This is a genomic window from Streptomyces sioyaensis, from assembly GCF_004122735.1.
Classification (GTDB): Bacteria; Actinomycetota; Actinomycetes; order Streptomycetales; family Streptomycetaceae; genus Streptomyces; species Streptomyces sioyaensis.
This window is the reverse complement of record NZ_SDIF01000101.1, coordinates 1-25282: the sequence shown is the minus strand read 5'-3', so window position 1 is coordinate 25282 and position 25282 is coordinate 1. Positions and strand designations below refer to the sequence as shown.

Annotated in this window: 20 protein-coding genes, 1 tRNA gene and 4 pseudogenes; 16 read left to right on the top strand and 9 right to left on the bottom strand. The window is 68.6% G+C overall.

Going from position 1 to position 25282, the window contains the following annotated elements:
• The 3 genes from EST54_RS26405 to EST54_RS26395 form a co-directional block, all read right to left on the bottom strand.
• A partial coding sequence (locus EST54_RS26405; RefSeq protein ID WP_135796898.1) for a serine/threonine-protein kinase occupies positions 1-1226 on the bottom strand: 1226 nt, incomplete at its 3' end.
• A 401-nt stretch (positions 1227-1627) separates the two neighbouring features.
• Positions 1628-1894 (bottom strand): GlsB/YeaQ/YmgE family stress response membrane protein, encoded by a 267-nt coding sequence (locus tag EST54_RS26400; RefSeq protein WP_129250218.1) that lies wholly within the window; start codon positions 1892-1894, stop codon positions 1628-1630.
• A 275-nt stretch (positions 1895-2169) separates the two neighbouring features.
• The gene (locus EST54_RS26395) at positions 2170-3567 is read right to left on the bottom strand and encodes a flavin monoamine oxidase family protein (RefSeq protein ID WP_275416072.1); all 1398 of its coding nucleotides are present in this window, start codon (positions 3565-3567) and stop codon (positions 2170-2172) included.
• 488 nt (positions 3568-4055) lie between these two features.
• On the opposite strand from EST54_RS26395, the gene EST54_RS26390 reads away from it, so the two are divergent.
• Positions 4056-4595, top strand: coding sequence for a TetR/AcrR family transcriptional regulator (locus tag EST54_RS26390; protein WP_161989324.1), 540 nt, complete (start codon positions 4056-4058; stop codon positions 4593-4595).
• Positions 4596-4772: 177 nt separating this feature from the next.
• Positions 4773-5241, top strand: a pseudogene (locus EST54_RS26385) (tyrosine-type recombinase/integrase); the annotation flags it as partial.
• Between the two features lie 426 nt (positions 5242-5667).
• Here the strand turns inward: EST54_RS26385 and EST54_RS26380 are convergent.
• Complete coding sequence (locus tag EST54_RS26380) at positions 5668-6366, bottom strand: tectonin domain-containing protein (protein ID WP_129250216.1); 699 nt, start codon at positions 6364-6366, stop codon at positions 5668-5670.
• 245 nt (positions 6367-6611) lie between these two features.
• Here EST54_RS26380 and EST54_RS35625 point away from each other — a divergent pair.
• Positions 6612-6915 (top strand): annotated as a pseudogene (locus EST54_RS35625) (tyrosine-type recombinase/integrase); the annotation flags it as partial.
• Positions 6916-6926: 11 nt separating this feature from the next.
• Positions 6927-7928 carry a hypothetical protein gene (locus EST54_RS26370; protein WP_129250215.1) on the top strand — a complete coding sequence of 334 codons (1002 nt, stop codon included), beginning with the start codon at positions 6927-6929 and terminating at the stop codon, positions 7926-7928.
• A 281-nt stretch (positions 7929-8209) separates the two neighbouring features.
• Here EST54_RS26370 and EST54_RS26365 read toward each other — a convergent pair whose 3' ends face one another.
• On the bottom strand, positions 8210-9877 hold the full coding sequence (locus EST54_RS26365) for a sigma-70 family RNA polymerase sigma factor (RefSeq protein ID WP_129250214.1): 1668 nt from the start codon (positions 9875-9877) through the stop codon (positions 8210-8212).
• A gap of 804 nt (positions 9878-10681) precedes the next feature.
• Here EST54_RS26365 and EST54_RS26360 point away from each other — a divergent pair.
• The 5 genes from EST54_RS26360 to trhA all read left to right on the top strand — a co-directional run bounded on the left by EST54_RS26360 (position 10682) and on the right by trhA (position 16509).
• Complete coding sequence (locus tag EST54_RS26360) at positions 10682-11665, top strand: C1 family peptidase (protein ID WP_129250213.1); 984 nt, start codon at positions 10682-10684, stop codon at positions 11663-11665.
• A 1306-nt stretch (positions 11666-12971) separates the two neighbouring features.
• Complete coding sequence (locus EST54_RS26355) at positions 12972-13175, top strand: cold-shock protein (protein ID WP_006604711.1); 204 nt, start codon at positions 12972-12974, stop codon at positions 13173-13175.
• A gap of 344 nt (positions 13176-13519) precedes the next feature.
• The gene (locus EST54_RS26350) at positions 13520-15034 is read left to right on the top strand and encodes a DEAD/DEAH box helicase (protein WP_129250212.1); all 1515 of its coding nucleotides are present in this window, start codon (positions 13520-13522) and stop codon (positions 15032-15034) included.
• Between the two features lie 252 nt (positions 15035-15286).
• On the top strand, positions 15287-15595 hold the full coding sequence (locus EST54_RS26345) for an SCO5918 family protein (protein WP_042151598.1): 309 nt from the start codon (positions 15287-15289) through the stop codon (positions 15593-15595).
• Between the two features lie 173 nt (positions 15596-15768).
• Positions 15769-16509, top strand: a complete 741-nt coding sequence (gene trhA, locus EST54_RS26340; protein WP_370682716.1) for a PAQR family membrane homeostasis protein TrhA — start codon at positions 15769-15771, stop codon at positions 16507-16509.
• A 285-nt stretch (positions 16510-16794) separates the two neighbouring features.
• Here trhA and EST54_RS26335 read toward each other — a convergent pair whose 3' ends face one another.
• Entirely contained in the window at positions 16795-17133 is a 339-nt protein-coding gene (locus tag EST54_RS26335) for a MerR family transcriptional regulator (RefSeq protein WP_086715264.1), read from the bottom strand.
• 1063 nt (positions 17134-18196) lie between these two features.
• On the opposite strand from EST54_RS26335, the pseudogene EST54_RS26330 reads away from it, so the two are divergent.
• From EST54_RS26330 to EST54_RS26320, 3 genes and pseudogenes are all read left to right on the top strand, one after another.
• Positions 18197-18409 (top strand): annotated as a pseudogene (locus EST54_RS26330) (replication initiation protein); the annotation flags it as partial.
• Complete coding sequence (locus EST54_RS26325) at positions 18406-18615, top strand: excisionase family DNA-binding protein (RefSeq protein WP_129250211.1); 210 nt, start codon at positions 18406-18408, stop codon at positions 18613-18615. The pseudogene EST54_RS26330 and the gene EST54_RS26325, both read left to right, overlap by 4 nt.
• Positions 18615-19619 (top strand): annotated as a pseudogene (locus EST54_RS26320) (tyrosine-type recombinase/integrase). Before EST54_RS26325 ends, EST54_RS26320 begins: the two are co-directional and overlap by 1 nt.
• A 51-nt stretch (positions 19620-19670) precedes the next feature.
• Here EST54_RS26320 and EST54_RS26315 read toward each other — a convergent pair.
• Positions 19671-19744: transfer RNA gene (locus tag EST54_RS26315), tRNA-Gly, on the bottom strand.
• Between the two features lie 269 nt (positions 19745-20013).
• Here EST54_RS26315 and EST54_RS34790 point away from each other — a divergent pair.
• The 4 genes from EST54_RS34790 to EST54_RS26300 all read left to right on the top strand — a co-directional run bounded on the left by EST54_RS34790 (position 20014) and on the right by EST54_RS26300 (position 23272).
• The gene (locus tag EST54_RS34790; RefSeq protein WP_006604620.1) at positions 20014-20172 is read left to right on the top strand and encodes a hypothetical protein; all 159 of its coding nucleotides are present in this window, start codon (positions 20014-20016) and stop codon (positions 20170-20172) included.
• Positions 20173-20354: 182 nt separating this feature from the next.
• Positions 20355-20930 (top strand): dCTP deaminase, encoded by a 576-nt coding sequence (gene dcd, locus EST54_RS26310; protein WP_129250210.1) that lies wholly within the window; start codon positions 20355-20357, stop codon positions 20928-20930.
• 89 nt (positions 20931-21019) lie between these two features.
• Positions 21020-21517, top strand: coding sequence for a phosphoribosyltransferase (locus EST54_RS26305; RefSeq protein WP_129250209.1), 498 nt, complete (start codon positions 21020-21022; stop codon positions 21515-21517).
• Positions 21518-21775: 258 nt separating this feature from the next.
• Positions 21776-23272, top strand: coding sequence for a ricin-type beta-trefoil lectin domain protein (locus tag EST54_RS26300; RefSeq protein ID WP_129250220.1), 1497 nt, complete (start codon positions 21776-21778; stop codon positions 23270-23272).
• Positions 23273-23414: 142 nt separating this feature from the next.
• Here EST54_RS26300 and EST54_RS26295 read toward each other — a convergent pair whose 3' ends face one another.
• The gene (locus tag EST54_RS26295) at positions 23415-24353 is read right to left on the bottom strand and encodes a Yip1 family protein (RefSeq protein ID WP_129250208.1); all 939 of its coding nucleotides are present in this window, start codon (positions 24351-24353) and stop codon (positions 23415-23417) included.
• Positions 24354-24452: 99 nt separating this feature from the next.
• Positions 24453-25157, bottom strand: a complete 705-nt coding sequence (locus EST54_RS35620; protein ID WP_239013203.1) for a GNAT family N-acetyltransferase — start codon at positions 25155-25157, stop codon at positions 24453-24455.
• Positions 25158-25282: the final 125 nt, after the last annotated feature.

The following is a 25282-nucleotide window of genomic DNA, read 5'->3' as shown; positions in this document are numbered from 1 at the left end:
GAGTGGGAGGACGGGGTGGGGGCGGTCGGGGTGAGGCTGCCGGTGGCGGAGACGTTCTGGTCGCCGGGGTCGTCGAAGTAATCGGAATTGAGCAGGGCAAAGGTCGTTGCGGCGCTGACGAGGAGGGCGGCGGTCGTCAGGAGCGCGTTGCGGGCGCCTCGGCGTGCGGTGGCCGCGTCTCTGTGTCTGGCGGGTGCCGGCTGCGGTTGGCTGGGCGCCGGGGCGGGAAGGACGGGTGCGGCCGGGGCGTTGGCCGCTAACCGGGCCGGGTCGAGGAGGGTCGCGGGCGGGGGAGCCGTGGTCGGCAGGTCGGTGTGGCGGTGGATATCGGTGCTGACCTGCTGGGGCAACCAGCCGTCGGAGAAGCGGAGTTCGCCGCCCGTTGCGGGGTGGCGGCGGGCGGCCTCGATCAGCCAGGCTGTATCCGGCCGGTCCTCGGGGTTCTTGGCCAGGCAGAGCCGGACCAACTCGTGCAGTCCGTGCGGAAGGTGGGAGAGGTCGGGCTCCTCGTGTACCGCTCGGTAGAGGGAGACGGACTCGGGCCCGTCGCCGAAGGGGGACGCGCCGGAGCCTATGTAGGCGATCGAAGAGCCCAGGGCGAAGACGTCGGTGGGCGGGGTGGCGGGCAGCCCGAGGGCCTGTTCGGGAGCCATGAAGCCCGGCGAGCCGATGCGCAGGCCGGTGCCGGTGAGCGGGCTGGCGTCGGCGGCGCGGGCGATGCCGAAGTCGATGACGCGGGGGCCGTCGGCGGCGACAAGGACGTTTCCGGGCTTGAGGTCGCGGTGGACGACACCCGCGGCGTGGATCGCCTGAAGAGCCTCGGCGATACCGGCGACGAGCAGCAGGAGAGTCCGTTCGGGCAGCGGGCCGTGGCGGTGGACGACCTGCTGGAGGGAGGGGCCGGGCACAAAGGTGGTGGCGAGCCAGGGGGCGGTGGCGTCGGTGCCCGCGTCGACCACCTGGGCGGTGTAGAGGCCGTGGATTCGCCGGGCGCTGGCGACCTCCTGGGCGAAGCGGTGCTGGAACCCGGGATCCTCGGCGAGTTCAGGCCGGACCACCTTGAGCGCAACTGGGCGCCCGCCGGCGGTATAGGCCAGGTAGACGCGGCCCATGCCGCCCGTGCCGAGCCGCGCGCAGACGCGGTAGCCGCCGATCTCGCGGGGATCGTCCGGGGACAGCGCCTCGAAGGGCGAGGGTGACGGGGCGCCGAAGGGCTCTGCGGTCATGCTGGCTCCCAGCGGGTCGAGCGGTTGGGACGCGGGGCGTTGCGGCGGGTGGGGCGGCCAGGTCAGAACTCCCCCGAGGCGGTCGTTGACCTGCTTGGCCGGGTGCGGGCGATGAGCGGGGCTGCCGCCCTCGCCGAGCGGTTGAAGGCGCTGCGAGGAACCGCTGGCTCAGCGGCAGCCTGCCGGTGGCGCGCACGAACTGACAGTGGGCGAGGGACGAAGCATCGGTTTGTCGCCGTCCAGGGCGGCAACGTGTCGCTGAGCACGGAGGCGCCGAGACTGGGCGCAGTTGTCGTGAGCCTGGATCCACGACAACGACGCGCCCTGCCAGAGCTTCGGCCAGATGCGGAACTCCTGCCGGGACGACGATCGTCTTCGGCGAGCTTTACGGCAATGGCGGGTCATTCGCGGGAGTTGCCGGCCAAGCTGCGATAGCCGATGAGCAGCACCAGGGAACCGGCGATCGCGGCGCCCCAGGTGTAGAGGTCGAAGAAGTCCTCCTCCACCGGGCGGTCGAGGAAGCGGGCGGAGAGCCAACCGCCGACGAAGGCGCCCGCGACGCCGATGAGAGTGGTGCCGAGCAGGCCGCCCGGGTTGCGGCCGGGCAGCAGCATCTTGGCGATGGCTCCGGCGAGCAGGCCGAGGATGATCCAGCTGATGAAGCCCACGGTGTTGTTCCTCCCGTCGGGTCGGGACCGGCGTCGAGTGCGCCGGAGACCGACACTTGGTTCGCTTGTTCACGCAAGCACTGAACAGTGCTTGGTCAGGTGGTGTGGGTGTGGAGATGTCGGGGTGGCAGGTGGGGCAGGCGTCGGTCCGGGTGGCGAGGAGTGTCTGCAGCTCTCGGACGACTTGGCAGAGACCCGGGTCGGCGCCGCGTCTTGCAGGCCGATCCGGCCATTGAAGGATGGAGAAGGCGTGGACGCCGCCAAGGCCGACTCTTTCAGTCCGCGATTTCCTTGGCGGCGCGGATTCCCGACAGGTAGGCACCGTGGACGGTTTGATAGGAGTCGCGGTGCGTAGCCTCGCCGGCGAAGTGCACCCGGTCGTCCACGCTGGCGGCGAGATGGTCGCGCATGGCCGGTGTGGAGTTGATCTTGTTGAACGAGTACGAGCCTTGCGCGTACGGGTCGGACGCCCAGCGGGTGATCTGGTAGCCGACAGGGGCGGGGATGTCACTGCCGAAGATGGTTTTCAGCGTTCCCATGGCGCTGTTGACGATCTGGGTGTCGCTCCAGCCTTCGATCGTGCGGCCGAAATCGGCGGCGTTGAAGCCGAGCAGTACCGGCTGGCGGGTGGGGCGGCTGATGTTGATCCACTGTTCCCACTGGCCGTACTTGTCCACATCCGGCACGTAGGTCATCCAGTCGGTGCCCGGCCAGAACACCTTGGGGAAGCGGAGATAGCACTTGTTGAGCACCCCCATGCCGAGCTTGTCGATGGCGGTGCGCTTGGATGCGGGCAGGCTGGAGCCGAACTTGACCGCGCCGCTCTGCAGCACGCCCAGCGGCAGCGTCACCACCACGTGGTCGGCGTGGAACGTGCCCTTATTGGTGCCGACCGTCACGCCGCTGGAGTCCCAGTCGATGTGTTCGACGACGTGCCCGGTCCGGATGGACAGCCCCCGCGCGAGCAGATCGGTGATCTGGCGATAGCCGCCGGTGAACAGCACGTCCTTGCCCTTGATATCCGCCCCGCTGTCGAAGTGCAGGGCCGACATCTGGCCCACGCTGCCCGCGTACTCGTGCTCGTAGTCGTTCAGTCCGAACGAGACCAGGGTCTTGTCGTCGTCCGACAGCGAGGACCAGTCCAGCGCACGCTCCACCACGCTGCGCACCGACGCGTCCTTGTCCGTGCCTTCCTGGTACGAGGCCAGAGCGTCCTCCATTTTGCTCTGCCAGCGCTCGATCGCCTTCGCCCGGGCATCGTCGACCTCGCTGCCATCGGCGAGGTACTCGGTGGAGCTGTCAGGGTTGGTCACGACCGTCCGCGCTTTGGCCTTCGCGGCGAGCGCGGCGATCGGATTGCCGTCGATGCCGTGGATCCATGAGGCGCCGAGGTCGAGCGGCACACCGGCCCACTTCTCGCTGGTCCAGATGCGGCCGCCGATCCGGTTGCGCGCTTCGAGGACCACCACGTCCTCCCCTTGCTCGGCCAGGTGGCGGGCTGCGGCAAGGCCGCTGATCCCGGCACCGACGACGATCACCCGTTCACCCTCGGACGAGGCTGACGTGTTCGCATCGGTCGCGCTGACCTTGCAGGCGGACAGGGACGTGAGGGCGGCGAGGCCGGGCAGGCTCAGGCCCATGTTCTGCAGGAATCGTCGGCGGTGCATGGTCATGACTGAGATACCGATCTGTGATCTGTCTTCGACAAGGTCTCGACGAACGCTCGGCCGCGAGCGGCGGCAGGCCCCTGGGCGGAAAAGGGCGCGCAGGCTTCAGCGGCGGCCCGATCCATTTCGGGCCGCTACAAACCCACGCTCATGTACGTGCTGGTCGGCACTTCGCGTGGCGCGGGCCTCGCGCGCCGCACTTGCTCCGCCGCGTCACCGATGGGGCGTGGCCGAAGCGGGCATCCGTGCTCAGTGCGCCGAGGGCGTGGAAGTGCCCGGGGCTGGGCTGGTGGTGCTCCTGCTGGGCGCCCGGACGATCCGCGTCGATGGCGCGGGGCGCACAGCGGAGAGATAGTGCCTCACCGTGACGATCGCTCAGCTGGTCCGGCTGCGGGACAACAGTGACACCCCCCTTCAGTACAATGTCACTGACACTTCAGAGGATACATTGAAGCATCAGTGCTTCAAAAGAGGCAATGGAGAGTGGCGCGACTATGCGTACCGCCGCGGCGGAGGTACTGGAGTCGGCAACGGCGGTCCTCGCCAAAGACCGAGGGGCTTCGATGCAGGTCATCGCGGTGCGCGCGGGCATCAGCCGGGCCACTTTGCTCCGCTTGTTCCCCACACGCCAGCTGCTGGTGCAGGCGATGGCCGAGAAGATCCTGGACGACTGCGACCGGGTTCTGGCCCGGGCCGAAGTCGACACCGCGCCCATGAAGCAGGTGCTGGCCACAGTGGTCGCCGAGTACACGCCATTCGCCCAGCTGTGGAACTTCGTCTACGTGGAGCCTGAGGTCTTGGGCGTGCCCGAGGCCAGCGAGCGGGCCAGGGCGGTCTTCAAGCGGACCGCCTCGCTGGTGGAACGCGGCCAGAACTCCGGGCTGCTGCGCAACGACATGCCGGCCACCTGGCTGGCCTCGACATTCTGCGGCCTGGCCGAGACCGCATGGGAGCTGACACTCGAAGGCCACATGGGCTCCCGCCAGGCCCCGGACTTCATCAACGCGATCCTCCTGCACGGCGCGACCGCCTGAATCGTGCCGCGGGCAGCGTGAGTGAGAAGGGTGCGGTGGCGAGGCGGATCTTGACTGAACGTGGTGTCTCGGCCAGGGCCAGGCGTTTGTCGAGCCCGTACAGCGACGCGCCCGCCCGGGCGAAACATGGCGAGGCGGACGCTTCGCGTGACGGGAGGCGCTCAGGGCCTTCGGAGGATCCGCCGCAATCCGTGCCGAACCAAGAGCGCGGGCAAAGAGTCTCCGGTGGAGCGCGAGATCGCCACGGTGGAACAGGTGGATGCGCTGGCGGATGCCATCGGGCTGCGTTGGCGGCTGATGGTCTACAGGCGCCGAGGGGCTGTTGTTCGTGGGGGAGAAGGGTGCGCCGTTTCGCCGTTCCTCCTTCGGGCGCAAGTGGCTGAGGGCACGGGCGGCTGTCGGGTTGCCGGAAGACTTCCGCTTCTACGATCTCCGTCACACCGGCCGCACGCGGACCACCAGATCGGGTGCGACGCTGAAGGACACGATGGTGCGGGCGGGGCAGTCCTCCGAGAAGGCCGCGCTCTTCTACCAGCACTCGAACCTGGACCGGCAGAAGGAGGTTGCCAGTGGCCTGGACGCCTTGGTGCGGGCTGCGCGGCAGAAGCCGGAGACCGGACCGGATCAGGATCGATCGGGCACGTAGCGGGCACGAAACGCTCAGACGGCCTAGACAACACAGAGGCCCAGTCGGGGAGTTGGCTCCCTGAACTGGGCCTTCATCTGTGGAGCGGGTGACGGGAATCGAACCCGCGCTCTGAGCTTGGGAATCAATGGGGCTTTGGCTGTTCATTCAGTGCTGACCTTGCGAAACGCTGCTTTCGTGGTCGGCCGGCGGTGTCCCGTCGTGCCCCTCGTGACCGGTGTTGACCGGGCTGAAGGGCACGGACGGGGCACGGTCGTTCGCGATACTTGTGATGTGGTGTCTTTGGCCGCCGATCAGTGATGAAGGATGGTTTCAGGAAACCGCCGTACCGTCGGACTGCGCACGCAACGGTGGTGCGAATTCGGGGACTTCCCCATCGTCCCGCCAGTGCCTTGTCGTCCGTGGCCTCCTGGTCGCAGCTAGGGGTCAGCTCGGCTGGTCTCCGGTGTAGCGGTAGATCGCGCCGTCGGAGTTGACGTGCCAGACGGTGCCGTCGGCGGCGACGCCGATGTCCACGGCTTTGCCGGGGATGCCGATCCAGGGGTTGGTGTCGTGTCCGGTGTATCGGTACATCTGGCCGAGGGAGTTGACTCCCCACACGTGGGTCCTGGATCCGACGGAGATGCGGGTGAGGCCGCCGGAGACGGCGACCCAGTCGGTGGAGCCTTGGTCTCCGGTGTAGCGGTAGATCGCGCCGTCGGAGTTGACGTGCCAGACGGTGCCGTCGGCGGCGACGCCGATGTCCACGGCTTTGCCGGGGATGCCGATCCAGGGGTTGGTGTCGTGTCCGGTGTATCGGTACATCTGGCCGAGGGAGTTGACTCCCCACACGTGGGTCCTGGATCCGACGGAGATGCGGGTGAGGCCGCCGGAGACGGCGACCCAGTCGGTGGAGCCTTGGTCTCCGGTGTAGCGGTAGATCCCCCCGCCCGAGTTGACGTGCCAGACGGTGCCGTCGGCGGCGACGCCGATGTCCACGGCTTTGCCGGGGATGCCGATCCAGGGGTTGGAGTCGTGTCCGGTGTATCGGTACATCTGGCCGAGGGAGTTGACTCCCCACACATGAGTCCTGGACCCGACCGAGATTGTTGTGAGACCACCGGAGATCTGCTTCCAGTCAGCCATGTTCGTGTCCCCTCCTTGGCTCGAACGTTGCAAGGAGGAATCTGGTGCTCGACAGGTCCACCCAAACAGCTGGATATGCGGATTGACTGCGGAGATAATCTAAAAATCGCTGTTTGTTTGCTTTGGTGCCTAGTGTCTCCAGGGTTCGGCGCGCCCCCACCGCAAGCAGGAGACCGGAAACGCCGTAACTCACATGGCCCCTGCTTTCGCATCGCCTGGAAGGCGGCCCCGGCCGACGGGTGCGCCGCGCCGTGCCGCCAAACACGGTTGTGGGTATGCGACTTGTAGTCCTGCTGGCCTTCCTCGACGCCCCTCGAAGCCACCTCGACTGGTACGCGGAGAAGGTTCGGGACGGACTGCCGTGTGTGGAGGAGAGGGGCAAGCCGTACCGGCGGTCCACCCGGGCGGAAGTGGCGCAAGGTGCGGGCACTCGTCGGCATGCCGGAGGGCTTCTGCTTCTACAGCCTGTGGCACACCGGCCACCCCCTGGCGACCCGATCGGGGCCCCTCAAGGACACGGTGGTCCGCGCCGGCCAGGCGTTGGTCCGGACGGTGTGGACGTGGAGATCGCCGACACGTGGGTGGGCGTCCAACCCGGCGGTGCATTACTGAAGGTGTTCGTGGATGCGCCGGCGCTGGAGTTCGCCGAGGAGGCGGTCCGTACGCTGGTGGAGGAGCTGCTTGAGCGCTCGGAGCTGCTCGCCGACTGGACGATCGAGCGGTGTGAGGTCGAGCTGCACCCCGACCTCGCGAAGGAGAGCCTGGAGGCGGCCGACGGTCCGGATGCTCCGCCGGAGGATCTCGCCTCGCGGCGTGCCCGACTGATCGAGTCGGCTGCTGGTGATGCCTCTGTTGGCGCGACGAGCGACGCAGTCGATACCGAGGCGGCGCGACGCAGGATGCGCACCATGGCCGGCCAGCTGCGGGCTTTCGGGCCGGAGATGTTCGCCGTCCCTGATGAGGAGGACAAGGGCGACGATCTCGCCGACCACGGCTCCGGGGTGTCGGTCGATGCCGCAGAGCTGGCGGCCGGGGCGTTGGTGTGGGCGACGGATGTCCTCTTGGACGAGCTGTTCCAGGACGCGTACGCGCTGGCCGAGGAGGAGACGAACGTCGCTGAGTGCGACCGGCCGATGTGGCTGCTTGATGAACTGCCTCCGCGCTATGCCCTTCAATACGACGCGCGTTTCGCCCGGCGCTTCCTGGTGACGGCCGTTGCCCTGACCACACGCTTCACGGAGGGCAGCTTCGAGCAGCTGAGCTGTGTAGCGGAGGAGCTGGTACTGAGGATCCTTCTTGGCCGGGCCGAGGTGACCCTTGAGACATTTGGTCTCCTCGATGAGGGGGTCTCGTCGGCTCTGGAGTGCTTTGCCGAGATGGTCTACGAGGACATGGACCACGAGTGGTTGTACGACGACTCGACGGACGGCATCGACGAGAGTCCGGTGGGCGAGTACCTCGGCGTCGCGCCTATGGGGCTGGCGAGTTGGTTCAAGCCGTTCAACGACGACCGCTACGTCCATCCCTACGCAGCGGATGAACCCTTCGCTGAGGAACGCTGACGAACGGGAGAGGGGGGAGCAGGTACTGGTTGGTGGCCAGGAGGCGGAGCAGCTGAGGGCGACGGGGCACTACCTCTTCCTCCCGAATGAGGTTCGGACAAGATCCTGGCCAGCGTGGACAGGTATCTATGCTGGTCAGAGGCTTGGTGTGGGGTGGTGTGGTGCGGTCTCGGCGGGCCTCCGACAGAAGATCATCTCCCAGCTGATTGAAAGACGCAGTGCGCGGCATCAGCGACACGGCGCTCAGCGACCGGCTGCGTGAACTCGTCGATGCTGGGCGCTCAGTCGGAGAAGTCCTGGGTGAGCCAGACGGTGCCGTGGGGATTCCGGTGGACGGCGATGCCGACGTGGGTGAACGTGCTGCTGAGGATGTTCCGGCGGTGGCCGTCGTTGGGTGGTTTCTCGTTCAGCATGTCCTGGGTGAGGCTGACGGCGGCCGTTGCGATCTGCTGGGCGTCCGGTCCTGCCGATGCCTGCCCGATGTTTTCTCCTGCGGCGCCCCACTTGACGCCCGCAGCTGTCTCGCGGTCTCCCAGCGAGGCTTCGCCTGGGCACTGGTGGGACAGACCGCACCCGTTGTCCATCGCCGTGTTGTGCGCCGTAGCGCTGTGGGTGAGGCCGGTGGCGAGGGTGTAGGGCGGCAGGTCATGGGCGGCTCGGGCCTTGTTGATCACGGTCAGGACCTGCTCGACCGCGTCGGCGGCCGGCTGCGAGGGCGGAGTGCTTGAGGGGGTGGGCGTCGGGTGGGTCGGGGACGGTGCGGTGGTGCGTGGCGCGACGGCCGGTTTCCGGCTGGGTGAGGCCACCGGCCGATGGGTGGCCGAGGGGGACGGGGTAGGGGGTGGTGGGTCGGTTACCGGCGCCGCCTCCACCTGGACCGGGTGGACGGCGGCGGGCTTGGAGTCGCCCTGCCGGGTACTGTCCGGTGAGCCGAAGGATACGGATATCACGGTTGCCGCGGCCGTCACCGCGGCGCTTCCGGCGAGTATGTGCGTGCCTCGGGGCCGGACCCGTGGACGGCGGTGGCCGCCGGACCGGCTGCCGCCTCGACCGGTCGGCCGGTGCGATGCGTGCCGCCCTGTCGTCGGGCGCATGGCTGCGGCCTTCCCGCCGCGTAGACCGGTCAGCTGGGCTGCTGGTCCGAACGCCGCCGTGGCGTGGCCTGCTTGAGCCGCCGACCAGGCGACAGTGGCGCTCGGCGGTACCAGGGCGATGCCGACGAGGAGGCTCTGCGCCGGTATGAGGCCGCTGCGCCGCCCCGAGCAGGTCCCGCAGTCGCGGACGTGCCGGGATATGCGCTTGCGCCACAGCGTGGAGGGAACACCGTCCCACCGGGCCACGACGGGCTCCAGCCGCGGACAACGGGACGTCGCCGACAGCGCGCGCACCACGACCCGCGCGGTTTCCAGCTGCGCCTTCATCCGCTGCACCCGTACCGCGACGAACTTCGCGGGCAGCTTCAAGGCGGCGGCCACCTCGAAGCGGCTCAACTCACCCGCGGTCTCCAGCCACCACAAGGACAGCAAGGCCCGATCGCCCTCGTCCAGCCATCGGGTTGCCTCGGCGACCTCTTGACGCTGACCGGAAAGACCCAGCCGGATGATGGTCAGATCGACGAAGTCCGCACTGGGATCGGCCAGGTCGGCGGCCTCATCCACCCCCGTAGCGGCGGCCGACGCCTGTTTACTGCGCCAGTGCCGGCGTATCTCGTTCATCGTCACCGACACCAGCCACGAGCGGAACCGATGCGGTCTGCGCAGGTCGGCCAGTCCGTCCAGGACGCGAAGCATGGTCTCCTGCACGACGTCGTCGACGTCCGCGTGACCGTGGAGCGCGCGTCCGACGACGTTGTAGATCAGCGGTAGATAGCCGGCCACAAGCTCGTCCTGCGCTTGCTGGTCCCCTGCCTGCGCGGCCGCGACGACCGCGGCTTCACGTTCCGGCGTCATGTCCGTCCTCGCTCTCTTTCGTCATCGCGTCTGCATGCCTTCGATATCTGGGAGACCCTGGCGGGGCGGGCCGGATAACAGAAACCCAGAATTTTTTTCAGAACTCTCTGGGCTCGTCGACGACTCCCGTCATTCCGGCACATCAGTGGCACATCGACGCCGATGTAAGGACATTTAGGTTGTCCTTCGGGTATTGCGCGTTTCATCGGGGGTGGCGGCGCCGGGCAATGGAGTTCACAGTGCGGCGAGTTCGTGGACGGAACAAACTCGTGCCCTCGCATCCCCTGGTGTGGGGTGCCGGCGTGGCGTACCGCGTGCCGTCGCGCGCACCGGAGCCTGCGGCGACACCTGCTGTGACCTGTGCTGTTACGGACCTGCCCAGGGTGCATCCGGTGGCGTGGAACGGCGTCGGCACGGTTCCCCAAGTTCGTGGCACCGCACGCCGCGCGGGGTCCCTTATGGCCTCTCCCTCGGCACCGAGTATGTGATTGCCGCCACTTGGGACTTGCTTCGAGACGCGTGGCTCCGCTAATTTCTGCTGCTCATTGGACATGCCTTCGAAAGCGTCCAGTTCACGAGAGCTGTGGCAGCCCTCAATCCATTGAGCGGTGCCCTACATTTCTCTCCCATTTTCCGGGTCCACGCGCGAACCATTCGCCTTGCCGAACGGGCGGATCGCGTAGGGCGGACCTTAAGGCACCCACGCACGCCGGGACATCCGTCCCGGCCATCTCACCCAGGGCTCAGAGAGTGCTGCCTCGCAGCGGCTTTTGTCAGGGCCCTGGCAGTCCCAGGAGGACATCCATGAGTCGTGCTTCCCACAAGTGGAAGACCATCAGCGGCACGTCGCGCACCGTCATCGCGCTCGCCACGGCGGGAGTGATGGGAGCCGTGACCGTCGGGGTCTCCTCGGCGAGCACCGACGTACCCGATCGCAACTCAGCCCCCGCCCAGGCACCGCAGGCCGGTCACGGCAAACTGCCGCATGGTCTCGGCGCCCTGCCGTCCCGGTCGCAGTGGCGCGATTCCGTGCTGCGCCAGTCGGTTGAGTCGAGGCTGGTAGCCGCCGCCCCGCGTCCGGCGGACGCCGGCACATCGCAGGAGAAGGTCGGCGCAACCCCTCCCGCCAGTGTCGATCTGACCAAGTACGCCCCCACGGCCGGCAATCAGGGCCAGGTCGGCTCCTGTGCCGCGTGGGCCATCGACTACACGGCCTACACCATCCTGGAGAGGGAGCAGAAGATCTCCGCCTCCCCCCGGGCGCCCATGTACACCTACGCCCAGATTTCCAAGGGGCACGACAACGGCAGTTCACCGCAGCAGCACTTCAAGATAGCCATGTCGCAGGGCATCGACTCCAAGCCCCACTACTGGCAGGGGGACTTCGACTACACCACCCAGCCGACCGCGAGCGAGAGAGCCAACGCCGCGCACTGGAAGCTGTCCGGCTACACCCCACTGCACACCGGCAGCCAGATCAAGGACGAAGTGAAATCCGCGCTGGCCAAGGGTGAGCCGGTCGTCATCTCGATGCGCGTGTACAACAGCTTCTTCTACCTCAACTCCCAGAAGGCCGCCTCCTACACGTACTACCCGGCCTCCGGTGAGCAGTACGCGGGCGGTCACGGGGTCACCATCGTCGGCTACAACAGCAAGGGCGTGCGGGTCGAGAACTCCTGGGGCCCCAACTGGGGCGACCACGGATTCGTCAACCTGCCCTGGAAGTTCCTGGCCAGCGACCAGCTGATGGAGGCCAACGCCGTCGGCAAGCTCATCCACAAGCCGTAACACCCCCAACAGGGCCGACGAGCCCTGACCGGCCGTGCCGTTCGGACCGACCTGCCAGGGTCGCGCCGAACGGCACAGCCCCGCTGGGACTCGGAACGGGTAGTCGGCGTGCCGGGTGGCAACGGTCAGCCAGCGGGTGTGGGAGAACGCCTCGATGTCCCAGCGGCCGCCGTACCTGCCGTAGCCGGAGGACGGCGTTCCGCCGCGGCGCTGACGAGGGAGCCGACGACCGTACCGGGCTCGTCCGGACTGCCGCTCTCTCTTTCCACAGCACCAGCAGCCTGGACCCCGGTTACTGCGACGAATGCGCGGCCGCCCGCCTCGAACGATTCTGCCCCTTGGGCACGGGCATCTCGTCTCCAGCCTGCTGTGGCGAGACTCCGCGCGCAGGCGAACAGGCAGGCTGCCGCTGCAGCCCTCCTTCGTCGTCACCACAGGCCAGGCCGGTGATGCACCGGCGTTCAACACTCGCCGGAAAAGTGGTCCAGACAACGAACAAGGCCCAGGTCATTGACCTGGGCCTCAACTGTGGAGCGGGTGACGGGAATCGAACCCGCGCTCTGAGCTTGGGAATCAACGGGGCGTGTACGCGCCATTGCGGATCTGACCTGCGCAAACGCGTGCCGTGGGGCAGAGTGAAGAGGGTCGGTGGGGACCCGTATTGACCGTGATTCACCGCTCGTTGGGGCATGCGGAGGGCACGGACGTCTTCGGGAGGCGACTGCTTGCCGTCAAGATTCCCTTGCAGGCAGGCGGAAGAGAGGGGCACGTGGGTACCCGCGGCGGGATTGCTGGTGCAAGTGTGCAGGGCCGGCGTGCTCACCACCCCGCTTCCAAAGGTTCGTCGGGGTTGCCTCAGGCAGGGTCGGACGATTCCCCAACCGTCAGGGCCACATCGCGGCGCGGCACGAACTGTACCGGCGCGGTGCGGTCAGGCACAGAGGGCGCCCGGCCCGTGCCTGCGGAGCCTGGGCGGTGGCCGAGGAGGGCGGCGCATTTCCGGTCGAATAGAGGCGAGCGCCGGTGCTGAATATCTCATACCGCAACTGTAGAAATGGCCACGGGGGCGGTAGTTGTTTTTTACCCTCTCGAAAGCGTCGGGATCATGTGCCGCGCACGGCCGCCAGTACCGTGCTACCGTCGATCTCAGTTGCAGTTGTGGTTCCCAAGACTTCAAGCGTGCTCGCTGTCGTACACGGCGGAGCGTTTTCGTATTTCCGGTGTTTGTTTCCGGACGGGCAATCAACGCAGCGATACGGAGCCCGCACGGTGTGGGCTCCGGGCACTGCCCCGAAGGAGATATGACATGGCTACTGGCACCGTGAAGTGGTTCAACGCGGAAAAGGGTTTCGGCTTCATCGAGCAGGAGGGCGGCGGCGCCGACGTCTTCGCCCACTACTCGAACATCGCAGCCCAGGGCTTCCGCGAGCTGCAGGAAGGCCAGAAGGTGAACTTCGACGTCACGCAGGGCCAGAAGGGCCCGCAGGCCGAGAACATCGTTCCCGCCTGACGCTGACGCGTACACCGTAGCTGGGGCCCGCACCTTGGGTGCGGGCCCCAGCTCGTTGCTTTTCGGTGTTTCCCGTGTGCCCCGCAACGGCCGCACACGCGGCGTGCGGGCAGCCAGTTCGACTTCCCGACGCTATGACACGGCGGGCAATCCGCCCGCATTCATGCTCCGGCAACTGTTTCGCTCTTCTTTGCAGCGTTGCCGGTCCCGCTTCTGCGTGCAGGTCGACATATTTCCGCCCCGCTTCGTTTCATCTCAATTCATCGGTTCGTTCTTGCGATTCTTTGTGTGCGGCTCATTGCCGCCGGGAATTCCTCGACGTACCGCATCGAGGAAGGTTCTCCATGAACCGCACAGCTCGCACGAATGACCGCTACTCCCGCTCTGCCGGCTCGTCCGGCTCCGGCCGCGGCGGCTACCGCTCCGGCGGGCCGAACCGCTCGGGCACGGGCCGTTCCGGGGGCCCCGGACGGCGTCCCGCGACACTGCAGGGAGAGTTCGCCCTGCCCGTCACCCACACTCCCGCCCTGCCCCCGGCCGAGACTTTCACCGAGCTGGACATGCCGTCGGCGCTGCGGGCGGCCCTCACCGCGGAAGGCATGTCCGCCCCGTTCCCCATCCAGGCCGCCACGCTGCCGAACTCGCTGGCCGGACGCGATGTTCTCGGCCGCGGACGCACCGGATCGGGCAAGACGCTGGCCTTCGGTCTGGCCCTGCTGGCCCGCACCGCCGGACAGCGCGCCGAGCCCCGCCAGCCACTGGCCCTGGTCCTGGTCCCCACCCGGGAGCTGGCCCAGCAGGTCACCGACGCACTCACCCCCTACGCCCGGCCGCTGAAGCTGCGGCTGGCCACCGTGGTCGGCGGGATGTCGATCGGCCGTCAGACAAGCGCACTGCGCGGTGGGGCCGAAGTGGTCGTCGCCACGCCGGGACGGCTCAAGGACCTCATCGAGCGCGGCGACTGCCGACTGAACCAGGTCGCCATCACCGTGCTGGACGAGGCCGACCAGATGGCCGACATGGGCTTCATGCCCCAGGTCACCGCCCTGCTCGACCAGGTCCGGCCCGAGGGGCAGCGCATGCTCTTCTCGGCCACCCTGGACCGCAATGTGGACCTCCTGGTCCGCCGCTACCTCACCGACCCGGTGGTCCACTCCGTCGATCCCTCGGCGGGCGCCGTGACCACGATGGAGCACCACGTGCTGCACGTCCACGGTGCCGACAAGCACGCCACCACCACCGAGATCGCGGCCCGCGAAGGCCGGTCGATCATGTTCCTGGACACCAAGCACGCGGTCGACAACCTCACCCAACACCTGCTGAACAGCGGCGTGCGCGCCGCGGCCCTGCACGGTGGCAAGTCCCAGCCCCAACGCACGTGCACCCTGGCCCAGTTCAAGACCGGCCAGGTCACCGTCCTGGTGGCCACCAACGTCGCCGCCCGCGGCATCCACGTCGACAACCTCGACCTCGTCGTCAACGTCGACCCGCCGAGCGATCACAAGGACTACCTGCACCGCGGGGGACGCACCGCCCGCGCCGGCGAGTCCGGCAGCGTCGTCACCCTCGTCCTGCCCAACCAGCGCCGCACCATGAATCGCCTGATGGCTGACGCGGGCATCACCCCGCAGTCCACCCAGGTCCGCTCCGGCGAGGCCGAACTGAGCCGCATCACCGGCGCCCAGGCACCCTCCGGCATTCCGGTCACCATCGCCGCACCGGTCGTCGAACGCGCCAAGCGCAGCGGCTCCCCCACGCGCGGCCGCCGCAGCCGCCCCGCCCAGGCCCGCCGTGCCGCCGGATCAGCCCGAACCGCGACACCGACTGCGCGGCAGACCTCCTCGGCCCCGGCCGCCTAGGCCGGTCCCGGACCATCACGCTCAGCTCGTCGGATCGCCACCCTCGTCACGGAGGCTTTCGTCGATGCTTCGGAGCCACCCCCAAGCGGACCACTCCGGCAAGGCAGCCGGCGACGCAACGCGCGCTGCGGGACCTCGCCCGTGATCGGTGAGGACGGGCACGCCCTGAGCGTCGTCGTCCTCACCCGTGGATACCGCTCCCGCCCGGCCGGCGATCCGTTTCCGGCTTCTCTTCGACCTTGTAGAGGCACTATGCGCGTCGTCATCGCCCGCTTCCCCTTCGACCTGCTCAAGACCGAGGTGCAGGATGCGATGAAGGGCATCAAACCCGAACCCGTTACGGGTGAGTCCGTGCTCATCGGTCGCCGCCATTACCCCGTCAAGCAGGTCGGGGAGATCATCACCCGGCAGGATCGCCGTGACTTCTCCGCCGGTGAAGTGACCCGAGCCCTGAGCCGCCTCGGCTTCGTGTGCCGCCCAGCCGCCGCGCTCGTGCCCCCGACCGCTCTCACACCACTGGAGACGGCGTCGGCCTTGCTGGGGCACCCGGCCCGGGCCTGACCTGACGGCTGTGGCGATGCAGGCCCGACGGTCCGAGGCTGACCTCCCCAAACGCTGTTGCGGGGTCACTCCTGCCATGGCTACCTGGTTGTCAGCGAGGCCCGACAGCACGAAGGAGGACGGAAGCCGTGTCCCGCGACGCCGCCGAATCCGCAAGTGTGCCCCTCGCCCCGGTGAGGGGAGCACGTGCTCCAGCCGGCCAACCCCGCGAAGCGCACCGCGCCAGTGCCGGTGAGGGCCCTCACCCGATTGCCGCTCTGGTGGAGCGAGGGGCCGACCTGGTGGAGCCGATCAAACCGAAGCTTCGTGGCTGGCTCCACGCCGCAACGGTCCCCGCCGCGCTGATTGCTGGCGTCGTCCTGATCCGCCTGGCCCGGACCCCGCAGGCTGCCTTGGCCTGCACTGTGTACGCCGTCACCGCCTTGCTGCTGTTCGGGACGAGCGCCATCTACCACCGCGGTACCTGGGGGTCGCTCGGTGAGGCCGTTCTGCGTCGTCTCGACCACGCCAATATCTTCCTCATCATCGCCGGCACCTGCACCCCCCTGGCCGTGCTCCTCCTCACTTCGGCTCAGCGACCCGTCCTGCTGTGGGTCGTGTGGACGGGGGCGCTGGTCGGCATCGCCTTCCGCGTCCTGTGGGTCGGAGCTCCCCGCTGGCTGTACACCCCCTGCTACCTGGCCCTGGGCTGGGCACCGGTGCGCTACCTGCCCGACTTCTTGCACACCGGCGGAGTGGCCGTACTCACCCTGGTCGTGACCGGCGGTCTCCTCTACAGCGTGGGCGCGGTGGTCTACGCCCTCCAGCGCCCCGACCCCTCACCTCGCTGGTTCGGCTTTCACGAGGTCTTCCACGCCCTGACGGTGGCAGGCTTCACCGCGCACTACATCGCCATCTCCCTCGCCGTCGGCTGACCACTGCGGTCTGCCGGCTCGTGGGTCTCATCGGTCCCATGTCCCGATGGCCCGCCCGGCCCGGAGGAATCAGAGGCGCGGAGCCTCGGACGCTGCCGCCGGATCAGGGGACATCTCGACCGCGGTGCTCAGCCCGGTTGGCGTCAGGCTGACGGCGAAGAGCTCCGGCGACGATATCGACGGAGCCCGTCTGCGTGCTGCTGCGGGTCAGCTGTGACGCCGGCCTGTCCGACGCCGACTGAACGTCCCCGGCGCGGCCGCCGTGCGCGGGCGCGGAAGCGGACTTCAGACGTCGGTCTTGAGGTGGGGACCGGAGGGTGAAGCGCGCAGTTCTTCGTTGATGCGCTGAGCTTCGTCGAGCTGGTCTTCGAGGATGACGATGCGGCAGGCGGCCTCGACGGGGGTCCCTTGGTCGACGAGTTCGCGGGCGCGTGCGGCGATACGCAGCTGGTAGCGGGAGTAGCGGCGGTGGCCGCCCTCGGAACGCAACGGCGTGATCAGCTTGGCCTCACCGAGGGCCCGCAGGAAGGCGGGGGTGGTGTCGAGCATTTCGGCGGCTCGACCCATGGTGTAGGCGGGATAGTCCTCGTCGTTGAGACGGTCGTGAGAGATTTCTGCGGTCATTTGCACCTCTGATGGGGGAATGCATCGTGGGGCCCTGGTGCCGAACACGCACCAGGGCCCCGAGGGATTGAACACCATCTGCCGACTTACTGCGGTGCCGGCTTTCTGTTTCCGCACCGTCGCCCGGGAGAGGGCGGGAAGTGCGGGGATCGCGGATGCGTGACCGGGGACCACCTTCCAATCCGGGGCCTGCGGTACCCGAGCGGACTCACTTCCTCGCCCGGGCGATCCTGATGGCGCCTGCCTCCTTCTCATCCTTCTTCTGGCTTGCTTGCTACTGCGGATCCAGTGATCCCGCTCGCGGCCCCAGGGGCCGCCCGGCCCGGCAGTCAGTTGCGGGGCCCACCTGCATACCTTTCGGCCCCGCGACTCCACTGCCGTACCTCTTCTGGCACTGCACGCGCGGCAGTTCGACCTCTGCCGCGCCTTTCGATCTCTTGGCTACGACGAAAATCCTAACCCCCGGGGGGGGCGGCATGTCTACCACCGCCGTGACAGGTTTTCTGTGAAGGCGATGGCCGAGCTTCTGTCGTCCACGCCTGAGGGAAGCTGCACCAGGAAGCGGCGGCGGGCCGTTACGCCCTCCACCTCTTTGCCGGCCCGGACGCGCTGACCGCCGCGGTCGGCGACCTCGGCTCAGCCCCCGCGACCGCACACCTGATCTCAACGGCGGCAGCGGTGGATTCGGCTGGCGCATGATCCGCCACCTCACCAGCCACCTGGCCATCACCCCCACCCCCGGAGCCGGCAAGACCATCCAGGCCCAACTCCCGTGCTAGCGGGGCCCTGTGGCCCCGGGGCCCATGCGGCAGGAGGAGCAGGCCGATTTGCGCTCAAGGTGACCGAGGGCAACACCGGACTTGCGGGGGACAAGCCGTTGCTGCACCTGCGATGCCACCCGATAGCCCACGTACCCGTGGTGGAACCGGTCAGCCCTGAACCGGGCTCCTGCAGCACGCGGCCGGGCCCGTAGCTCCGATCAGCTGGCGCCGCCGACTGCTGGTGGCGTCGGCCGCTCAGCGATCTGCGCGTGGGGCGGTGGCCTACCGGTGGGCGGCTCGGTGCCCGCGCCGACTTTCGCGCCGCCCAGGAACACGAAGCCCTCGGCCATGAACGCCCGGAGCCGGACACCGTCCTCGTCCTGACCGACTGGCAGTACGTCGGCCACGGTCACACCCCCGGCGAATCCGCCCTCGCCGCCACCATCGCCCGCGACATCCAGACCAACCGCGACACCGCCCGGGAAGCCCTTGCCCAGGAAGGAGAGCGATCGTGACCGACTCCCTGCTCACGGTTGACCAAGCCGCCGCACGCCTCGGCACGACCGCCCGCTTCCCGCGCCGCCTCATCGCCGAGCGCCGGATCGCCTTCGTCAGGGTCGGCAGCCACGTGCGCATCAAGGAGAGCGCCCTCGTTGCCTACATCGAGGGCAACACCGTTCAGCCCATCCGTCGTCGCTCACGCCTCGGGAGGGCCGCCTGATGGGGAACGCGAAGGGCACCCGCCGCCGCTTCGGCGCGGTGCGTCAGTACCGGTCTGGCCGCTGGACCGCGAGCTACCTGGGACCGGACGGCCAGGAGTTCCGTGCACCTGAGACCTTCGAGACCAAGAAGGACGCCGAGGTCTGGCTCTCACAGATCGAGGCCGATCTCACGCGCGGGAACTGGCAGGACCCGGACGCCGGCGCGGTGAACTTCAGGGAGTACGCACTCCAGTGGGTGGACGAGCGCGGCCTCTCCGCCACCACGGACGAGCTGTACCGGCGGCTTCTGCGCCTGCACATCCTGCCCACCTTCGAGGCCTGGACCTCGACGAGATCACTGCCCCATGCGTCCGCACATGGCGTACCGAGCGGCTGGCGTCCACGGGTGCGCCCACGACCGTCGCCAAGTCCTATCGACTGCTCAAGGCCATCATGGAGACCGCGGTCGACGACGAGCTGATCCGCCGCACCCCTGCCGTATCAGGGGCGCTGGCAAGGAGTCCGCCGGCGAACGCCAGATCGCCACCGTCGACCAGGTCGACGCGCTCGCCAACGCCCTCGGGCCTCGCTGGCGTCTGATGGTCTTCCTCGGCGCGTACGGTCCCATGCGGCCGGAGGAACAGGCCGAGCTGCGCCGCAAGGACGTGGACCTGGACGAGATGACCATTCGCGTCCGCATGGCCGCCCCCGAGCTGACGACCGGCCATCGTGCGCGCGGCGACACCAAGTCGGACGCGGGCAAGCGGCGGAGGGCTTCCGCTTCTACGACCTTCGTCACACCGGTCACACCCTGGCGACGCGGTCGGGAGCGACGCTCAAGGACACGATGGTCCGCGCCGGCCAGTCGTCGGAGAAGGCCGCGTTGATCTACCAGCATTCGGATCTGGAGCGGCAACAGGAAGTCGCGAGCGGGCTGGACGACCTGCTGCGGGCTGCCCGCAGCAAGGCCCGCCAGAAGCCTTCCGGTGAGCCTTCTGGTGCGGATCTGGTGCGCGACGCCTGAACTGGTCCAGACAACAAACAAGGCCCAGGTCCCTGACCTGGGCCTCAACTGTGGAGCGGGTGACGGGAATCGAACCCGCGCTCTGAGCTTGGGAAGCTCATGTTCTACCATTAAACTACACCCGCGTGATTCCGTCTCTGTCGAGAGCGGAACATCGTCGCACACTCTACCCCATCGCCACCTCGTGGTGCATTTGGCATGCCCGCGAGGCTGTGTGGCGGCGTGCCGGCCGGCGTGGGCCGGGGGTCGCTCGGCGGGTGGGGCGCGGGTGGGATGCGTGTGCGGGGCGCGGGAGTTGGGGCGTACGGTTGGGCACCGGAGTGCCGCCTGTGAGGGCGCCCAGTTCATCCCCTAATGTGGCTTTTGTTGTCCACGCAGTTGGGAGAGGGACTTGATGGAGCGCACCGTCGTACGTTGTGCCGAGGGCCACGTGTTCAGCACCGCTTCGTTCCCGATGCAGACCACCGACCGGCTCGGTCCCGGACGGCTGTTGCGCTGCCCGCGCTGCGCTCGGCTGCGGCACTCGGTGCCCGTCGAGTACGCAAAGCGGTAGCGACCGGTATCGGAACCGGTATCGGAGCGGCGGCACGCAGGAAGATCGGCAGCGGCGAGCAGAAGTAACGCACAGACGTAACGAACAGACGTAACGAGGAGTGGTCTGGGGCCCGGCTTCCTTGATGGGGGCCGGGCCCTCGTCGTGCGAGGGGGGCCGGGTGGGCGCGTATCCTCGTCTGCGTGCTTCTCTCAGACAAGGACATCCGGGCCGAGATCGATGCTGGTCGGGTGCGCATCGACCCCTATGACGAATCGATGGTGCAGCCGTCCAGCATCGACGTGCGGCTCGACCGCTATTTCCGGGTGTTCGAGAATCACCGCTACCCGCACATCGACCCCGCCGTCGAGCAGTGCGATCTGACCCGTGAGGTCGTGCCCGAGGGGGATGAGGCGTTCATCCTGCACCCGGGCGAGTTCGTGCTGGCCTCGACGTACGAGGTCATCACGCTGCCTGATGATCTTGCGTCCCGGCTTGAGGGGAAGAGCTCGCTGGGGCGGCTGGGGCTGCTGACGCATTCGACCGCCGGGTTCATCGACCCGGGATTCAGCGGCCACGTGACGCTGGAGCTGAGCAATGTCGCCACGCTGCCGATCAAGCTGTGGCCGGGCATGAAGATCGGGCAGCTGTGCATGTTCCGGCTGACCTCGCCGGCCGAGCACCCGTACGGCAGTGAGCGGTACGGCTCCCGTTACCAGGGGCAGCGCGGTCCGACGCCGTCCCGGTCGTTCAAGAACTTCCACCGTTCGCAGGTATGACCAGGTAGGACACAGCCGCGTCGGTGCGGGGGGCGCGCTCAGGGCGGGCGCGTGGCAGAGCGTGGACACAGAAGGTCTGAGAGAGATACGTGAGTGACGTGCGGGAGAACCTGACGTACGAGCGGTTCGGTGGGGCGATCCGCGAGCTGGCGCAGACGATCGCCGACGACGGGTACGAGCCCGATGTCGTGCTGTCGATCGCCCGTGGCGGGGTGTTCGTCGCCGGGGGGTTGGCGTACGCGCTGGACTGCAAGAACATCCACCTGGTGAACGTGGAGTTCTACACGGGGGTGGGGACCACCCTGGAGATGCCGGTCATGCTGGCGCCGGTGCCGAACGCGATCGACTTCTCGGAGAAGAAGGTGCTGATCGCCGACGATGTCGCGGACACCGGCAAGACGCTCAAGCTCGTCCACGACTTCTGCCAGGGGACCGTGGCGGAGGTCCGCAGCGCGGTGATCTATGAGAAGCCGCACTCGCTGGTGAAGTGCGAGTACGTGTGGAAGCGCACGGACGAGTGGATCAACTTCCCCTGGAGCGTCGAGCCGCCGGTCGTGCGGCGCGAGGGGCAGATACTCGACGCCTGAGGTCGTCTGGCACGTTACGTCGTCGATCCACCCGGTCGCCGATCCCCGTAAGGGAGTTGGCGGTCGGGTGGTCTGCTGTGTGCGGGATCCGGCCAATCCCGTTCCGGGTGTTCCGTCCGGGTCCGGCTGCGACTAGAACCCGCGGTAACAGCAGACCGGAGGGGAGGCCCCATGGTGCGTGCGAGACGTGGGCGGGGGGCGTTACGTGGGTGGCGTACGGGGTCCGGGGCGGGTGCCCGGCGGCGGTTCCGGGCGGTGGTGGCGACCTCGGCGGCGGCGCTGACCTTGGTGTGCACCGTGGCGGCGGGCGGGGCGAGTGCCGCGGCCGGGGCCGTGGGACGGGACGGGCCGGCTGCCAAGCCGCTGTCGCCCGAACTGGAGCAGATCCGGGCGCGGGAGGCGGCCGGGCTGTACGGGGATCCGGCCGAGCGGCCGGTCGGGGAGCGGAAGACCGCGGTGATCTCGCTGGGGGACAGCGAGATCTCGGGGGAGGGCGTCGGGACGTACGAGCCGGGTACCGACGGGCCGGACAACTGGTGTCACCGGTCGCCGGACTCGGCGATCCACCGGACCGGGATCGCGGCGGATGTGACGTACAACGTCGCCTGCTCCGGTGCCTCCAGCGGCAACATCGTGATCGGTGGCAGCAAGCAGTACGCCGATGAGCTGGTGCAGAGCGACAGTCTGGCGATCAAGGCCCGCAATACGCGGCTGAAGATGGTGCTGCTGGTTGCGGGCGCCAATGACGATCTGCAGTTCGGGCCGGTGATGACGGACTGCGTGGAGCGCTGGTTCCTGTTCCAGGGCACCTGCGAGCCGAAGTACCAGCCGGGCTGGCAGGCGCGGGTCGACGCTCTGGTGCCGAAGGTCGAGCGGACGGTGGCCGATCTGCGGACCGTGATGCGGGACGCCGGGTACGCGGACGGTGACTACCGGCTCGTGGTGATGTCGTATCCGAGTCCGATCGGGCCGGATGTGACGGACAACCCGCACTACCCGGGGAAGCTGCCGGGCGGCTGTACCGGCTACACCTCCGACGCGGGCTGGGGGCGCAATGCCGCCGTGCCGGCGTTCGAGAAGGGGATGCGGACGGCCGCGCGGGACACGGGCGCGACCTATCTGGACGCCTCGCGGCTGTTCCACGGGCACGAGGTGTGCATGGAGGACACCTGGGCCCGCGGGCTGTGGGTGAACCTCACCAACCCCTTCCCGCCGAACGCGAACTCGGTGCGGCAGTCCTTCCACCCCAACGCCCGCGGGCACGGCGCGTTCGCCTCGTGTCTGACCCAGCTGTATGTGTCGGGGCTGCGGGAGGCGTCCTGCGCCGATTCGGCGAGCACCGGGCAGCCGAAGCTGTACGCGGGGGCCTGGGACGACGCGTACCGGCCGCTGAAGAACGCCGCCACGGGCAGCTGTGTGGATGCGACCGGCGGCGCGAGCGGCAACGGGACGGCGGTCGGCGGCTGGGACTGCCACGGCGGGCGCAACCAGGGCTGGTGGTACGACCCCGAGCGGCGGTCGGTGCATGTGGAGCTGACCCAGGACCGGTGTCTGGACGTGCCCGGCGCCCGGTACGCGGCCGGGGCCGGTCTGGTGCTGTGGAACTGCTCGGGCGCGGCCAACCAGGAGTTCGTACGGGCCGACGGCACCATCCGGCCGGCCGCCGCGCCGTCGCTGTGCCTGACGCTGGGGGCGGCGAAGGAACCGCTGCGGTTGCAGGGGTGTGACGGGTCGGCCGGGCAGCGGTTCGCCTAGACGGGGCAGCGTTCGCCCAGGCCGGGCGGCGCCTCTCCTGGTGCCTGTCCCTGTGCGGCAGGGTGTGCGGTCGTACGGCAAGGGGCCCGCTCCGGAGCTTGTGTGCTCCGGGGCGGGCCCCTTGCCCGTGGCCGGGACGGCGTTACAACGTGCCGAGCTTCAGCAGGGCGAGCAGGGCGACCAGCTGGATCGCGGAGGCGCCGAGGGCCTTGGGCCACGGCAGGTCGTGCGACTTGCTCACCATGGAGGTGAGCAGATAGCCGGTGGCGAGCCAGGTCAGCCAGCCCAGCACCTGCACCAGGGCGCTGTCGCCGCCGAGGAACATGGCGAAGAGCAGCCGGGGCGCGTCCGTGATCGTCATGATCAGCATGGTCAGGCCGATGGTCGGCTGCCAGGCGCCGTCGCCGCCGAGCTGGCGGGCCATGGTGTGGGTGACCGCGCCCAGGATCAGGCTGCCGATGATGAACATCACCGCGGTGATCAGCACCCAGGGGATGCTGTTGGACAGCGTGGCGTTCAGCACATCCGCGCGGGCCTTGTCGAAGCCGAAGACCGCGAGCAGGCCGTAGAGGAAGGTGACGAGGAGGGCGGGGGCCCAGACCGCGTGGTCGCGCATCTGCCAGAACGTGGCCTCGGGGCGCAGCACGATGCCGGACAGCAGCTGCTTCCAGTGCAGCTTGGGGCCGGCCGGCGGTGCGCTGGTCTGCCCGGCGCGGTAGGTGCCGCCGGCCGCGTACGCGGCGTCGGGGCCGTTGTCGTACCCGCCCGGCTGCGCACCGTAGGCGTCCGGCGCCTCGCCGACGCTGAACTGCTGGGTGTGACCTGGGTTGTTGTCGTTCGTGTACGGCGCGTAGGACTGCTGGGGGTGGTAGCCGCCGTCGCCGAAGTACTCGGGCTCGCCGTGCTGCCCGTGCGGCTGGGCCTGTGGCCCGCCGCCGTACTGCTGCGGTGGCTGCTGCCACTGCCCGTGCGGCGGTGGGGGCTGCTGCCCGTACGGCCCTTGCTGTCCGTACGGAGCCTGCTGCCCCTGGTGCCCTTGCTGTCCGTTCTGCGCGGGGCGGGCATTCCGTCCGCGACCCATCCTGAATCCAGCCACGTACTCGAAAGTACCTGGTCCGCGTGGATTGGGTGGTCGAGCTGGGGGATCGGGGCGGGGTTTGCTGCTGACCTGTGACATCCCCTAGGGGGTTCCCCGAGGGGGAACGGGGACGGAAGCCGGCGTCCATCGGAGGGTGAGCTGCGGCAGGTTCTCCATGTTGCCCCTGCCGTCGTCCGTGGCCACGACCCGGAAGCCGTGGTGGGCGTAGAACGCCCGGGCTTCCGCGTTGAGTTGGAAGACATGCAGCAACAGGCCGTCCGGGCGGTGTCGCCGTGCCGCGGCGAGCAGGAGGCTGCCGATGCCGGTGCGGCGGACGTCCGGGCGCAGATAGAGCTGGTCGAGCAGCTCGCCCCGGACGGCGGCATAGCCGAGGAGCTCCGGACCACGGGCGGCGACGACGGTGTGACACTGCGGCAGCACGATCTCCCGGACCCAGCGGGTGACCTCGTCATGGGTACGGCGCTGGGGCGGCAGGTAGGGCATGGTGACCTGCCGTGATGCCTGGTGGATGGCGGCTATCGCCGGGGTGTCGGTGGGTATGGCGAGCCGGATGGTGAGGGGCGGGGCGGGGGCCGTAGCGGGGGCCGCAGTGGGTGGGGCGCCGGTGCGTGAGGTGGTGGTGTGTGAGGCGGCCGTGTGCGAGGGGGTGGCGTACGGGGCGTCAGTCATGTTCATGCTCGCGTTGATGCCGGTGGTGTTGGAGCTGGTGGCGGTGCCGGCGGCGGTGGCGGTGCCGGTGTCCCTGGGGGTGGCCGTGCCGGTGTGGGGGCGCGCTTTCCTGTCCATGCCGTCATGGTCGGGGCGCGCCTCGGAAGCGGGCAACTTCATTGTCCGCGGGGTGTTTTGACGACGGGCCGTCGTGAGGTGTCGGGCGGGAGGTGTGTGTCGGGCGGTGGGGGTGTGTGTCGGGC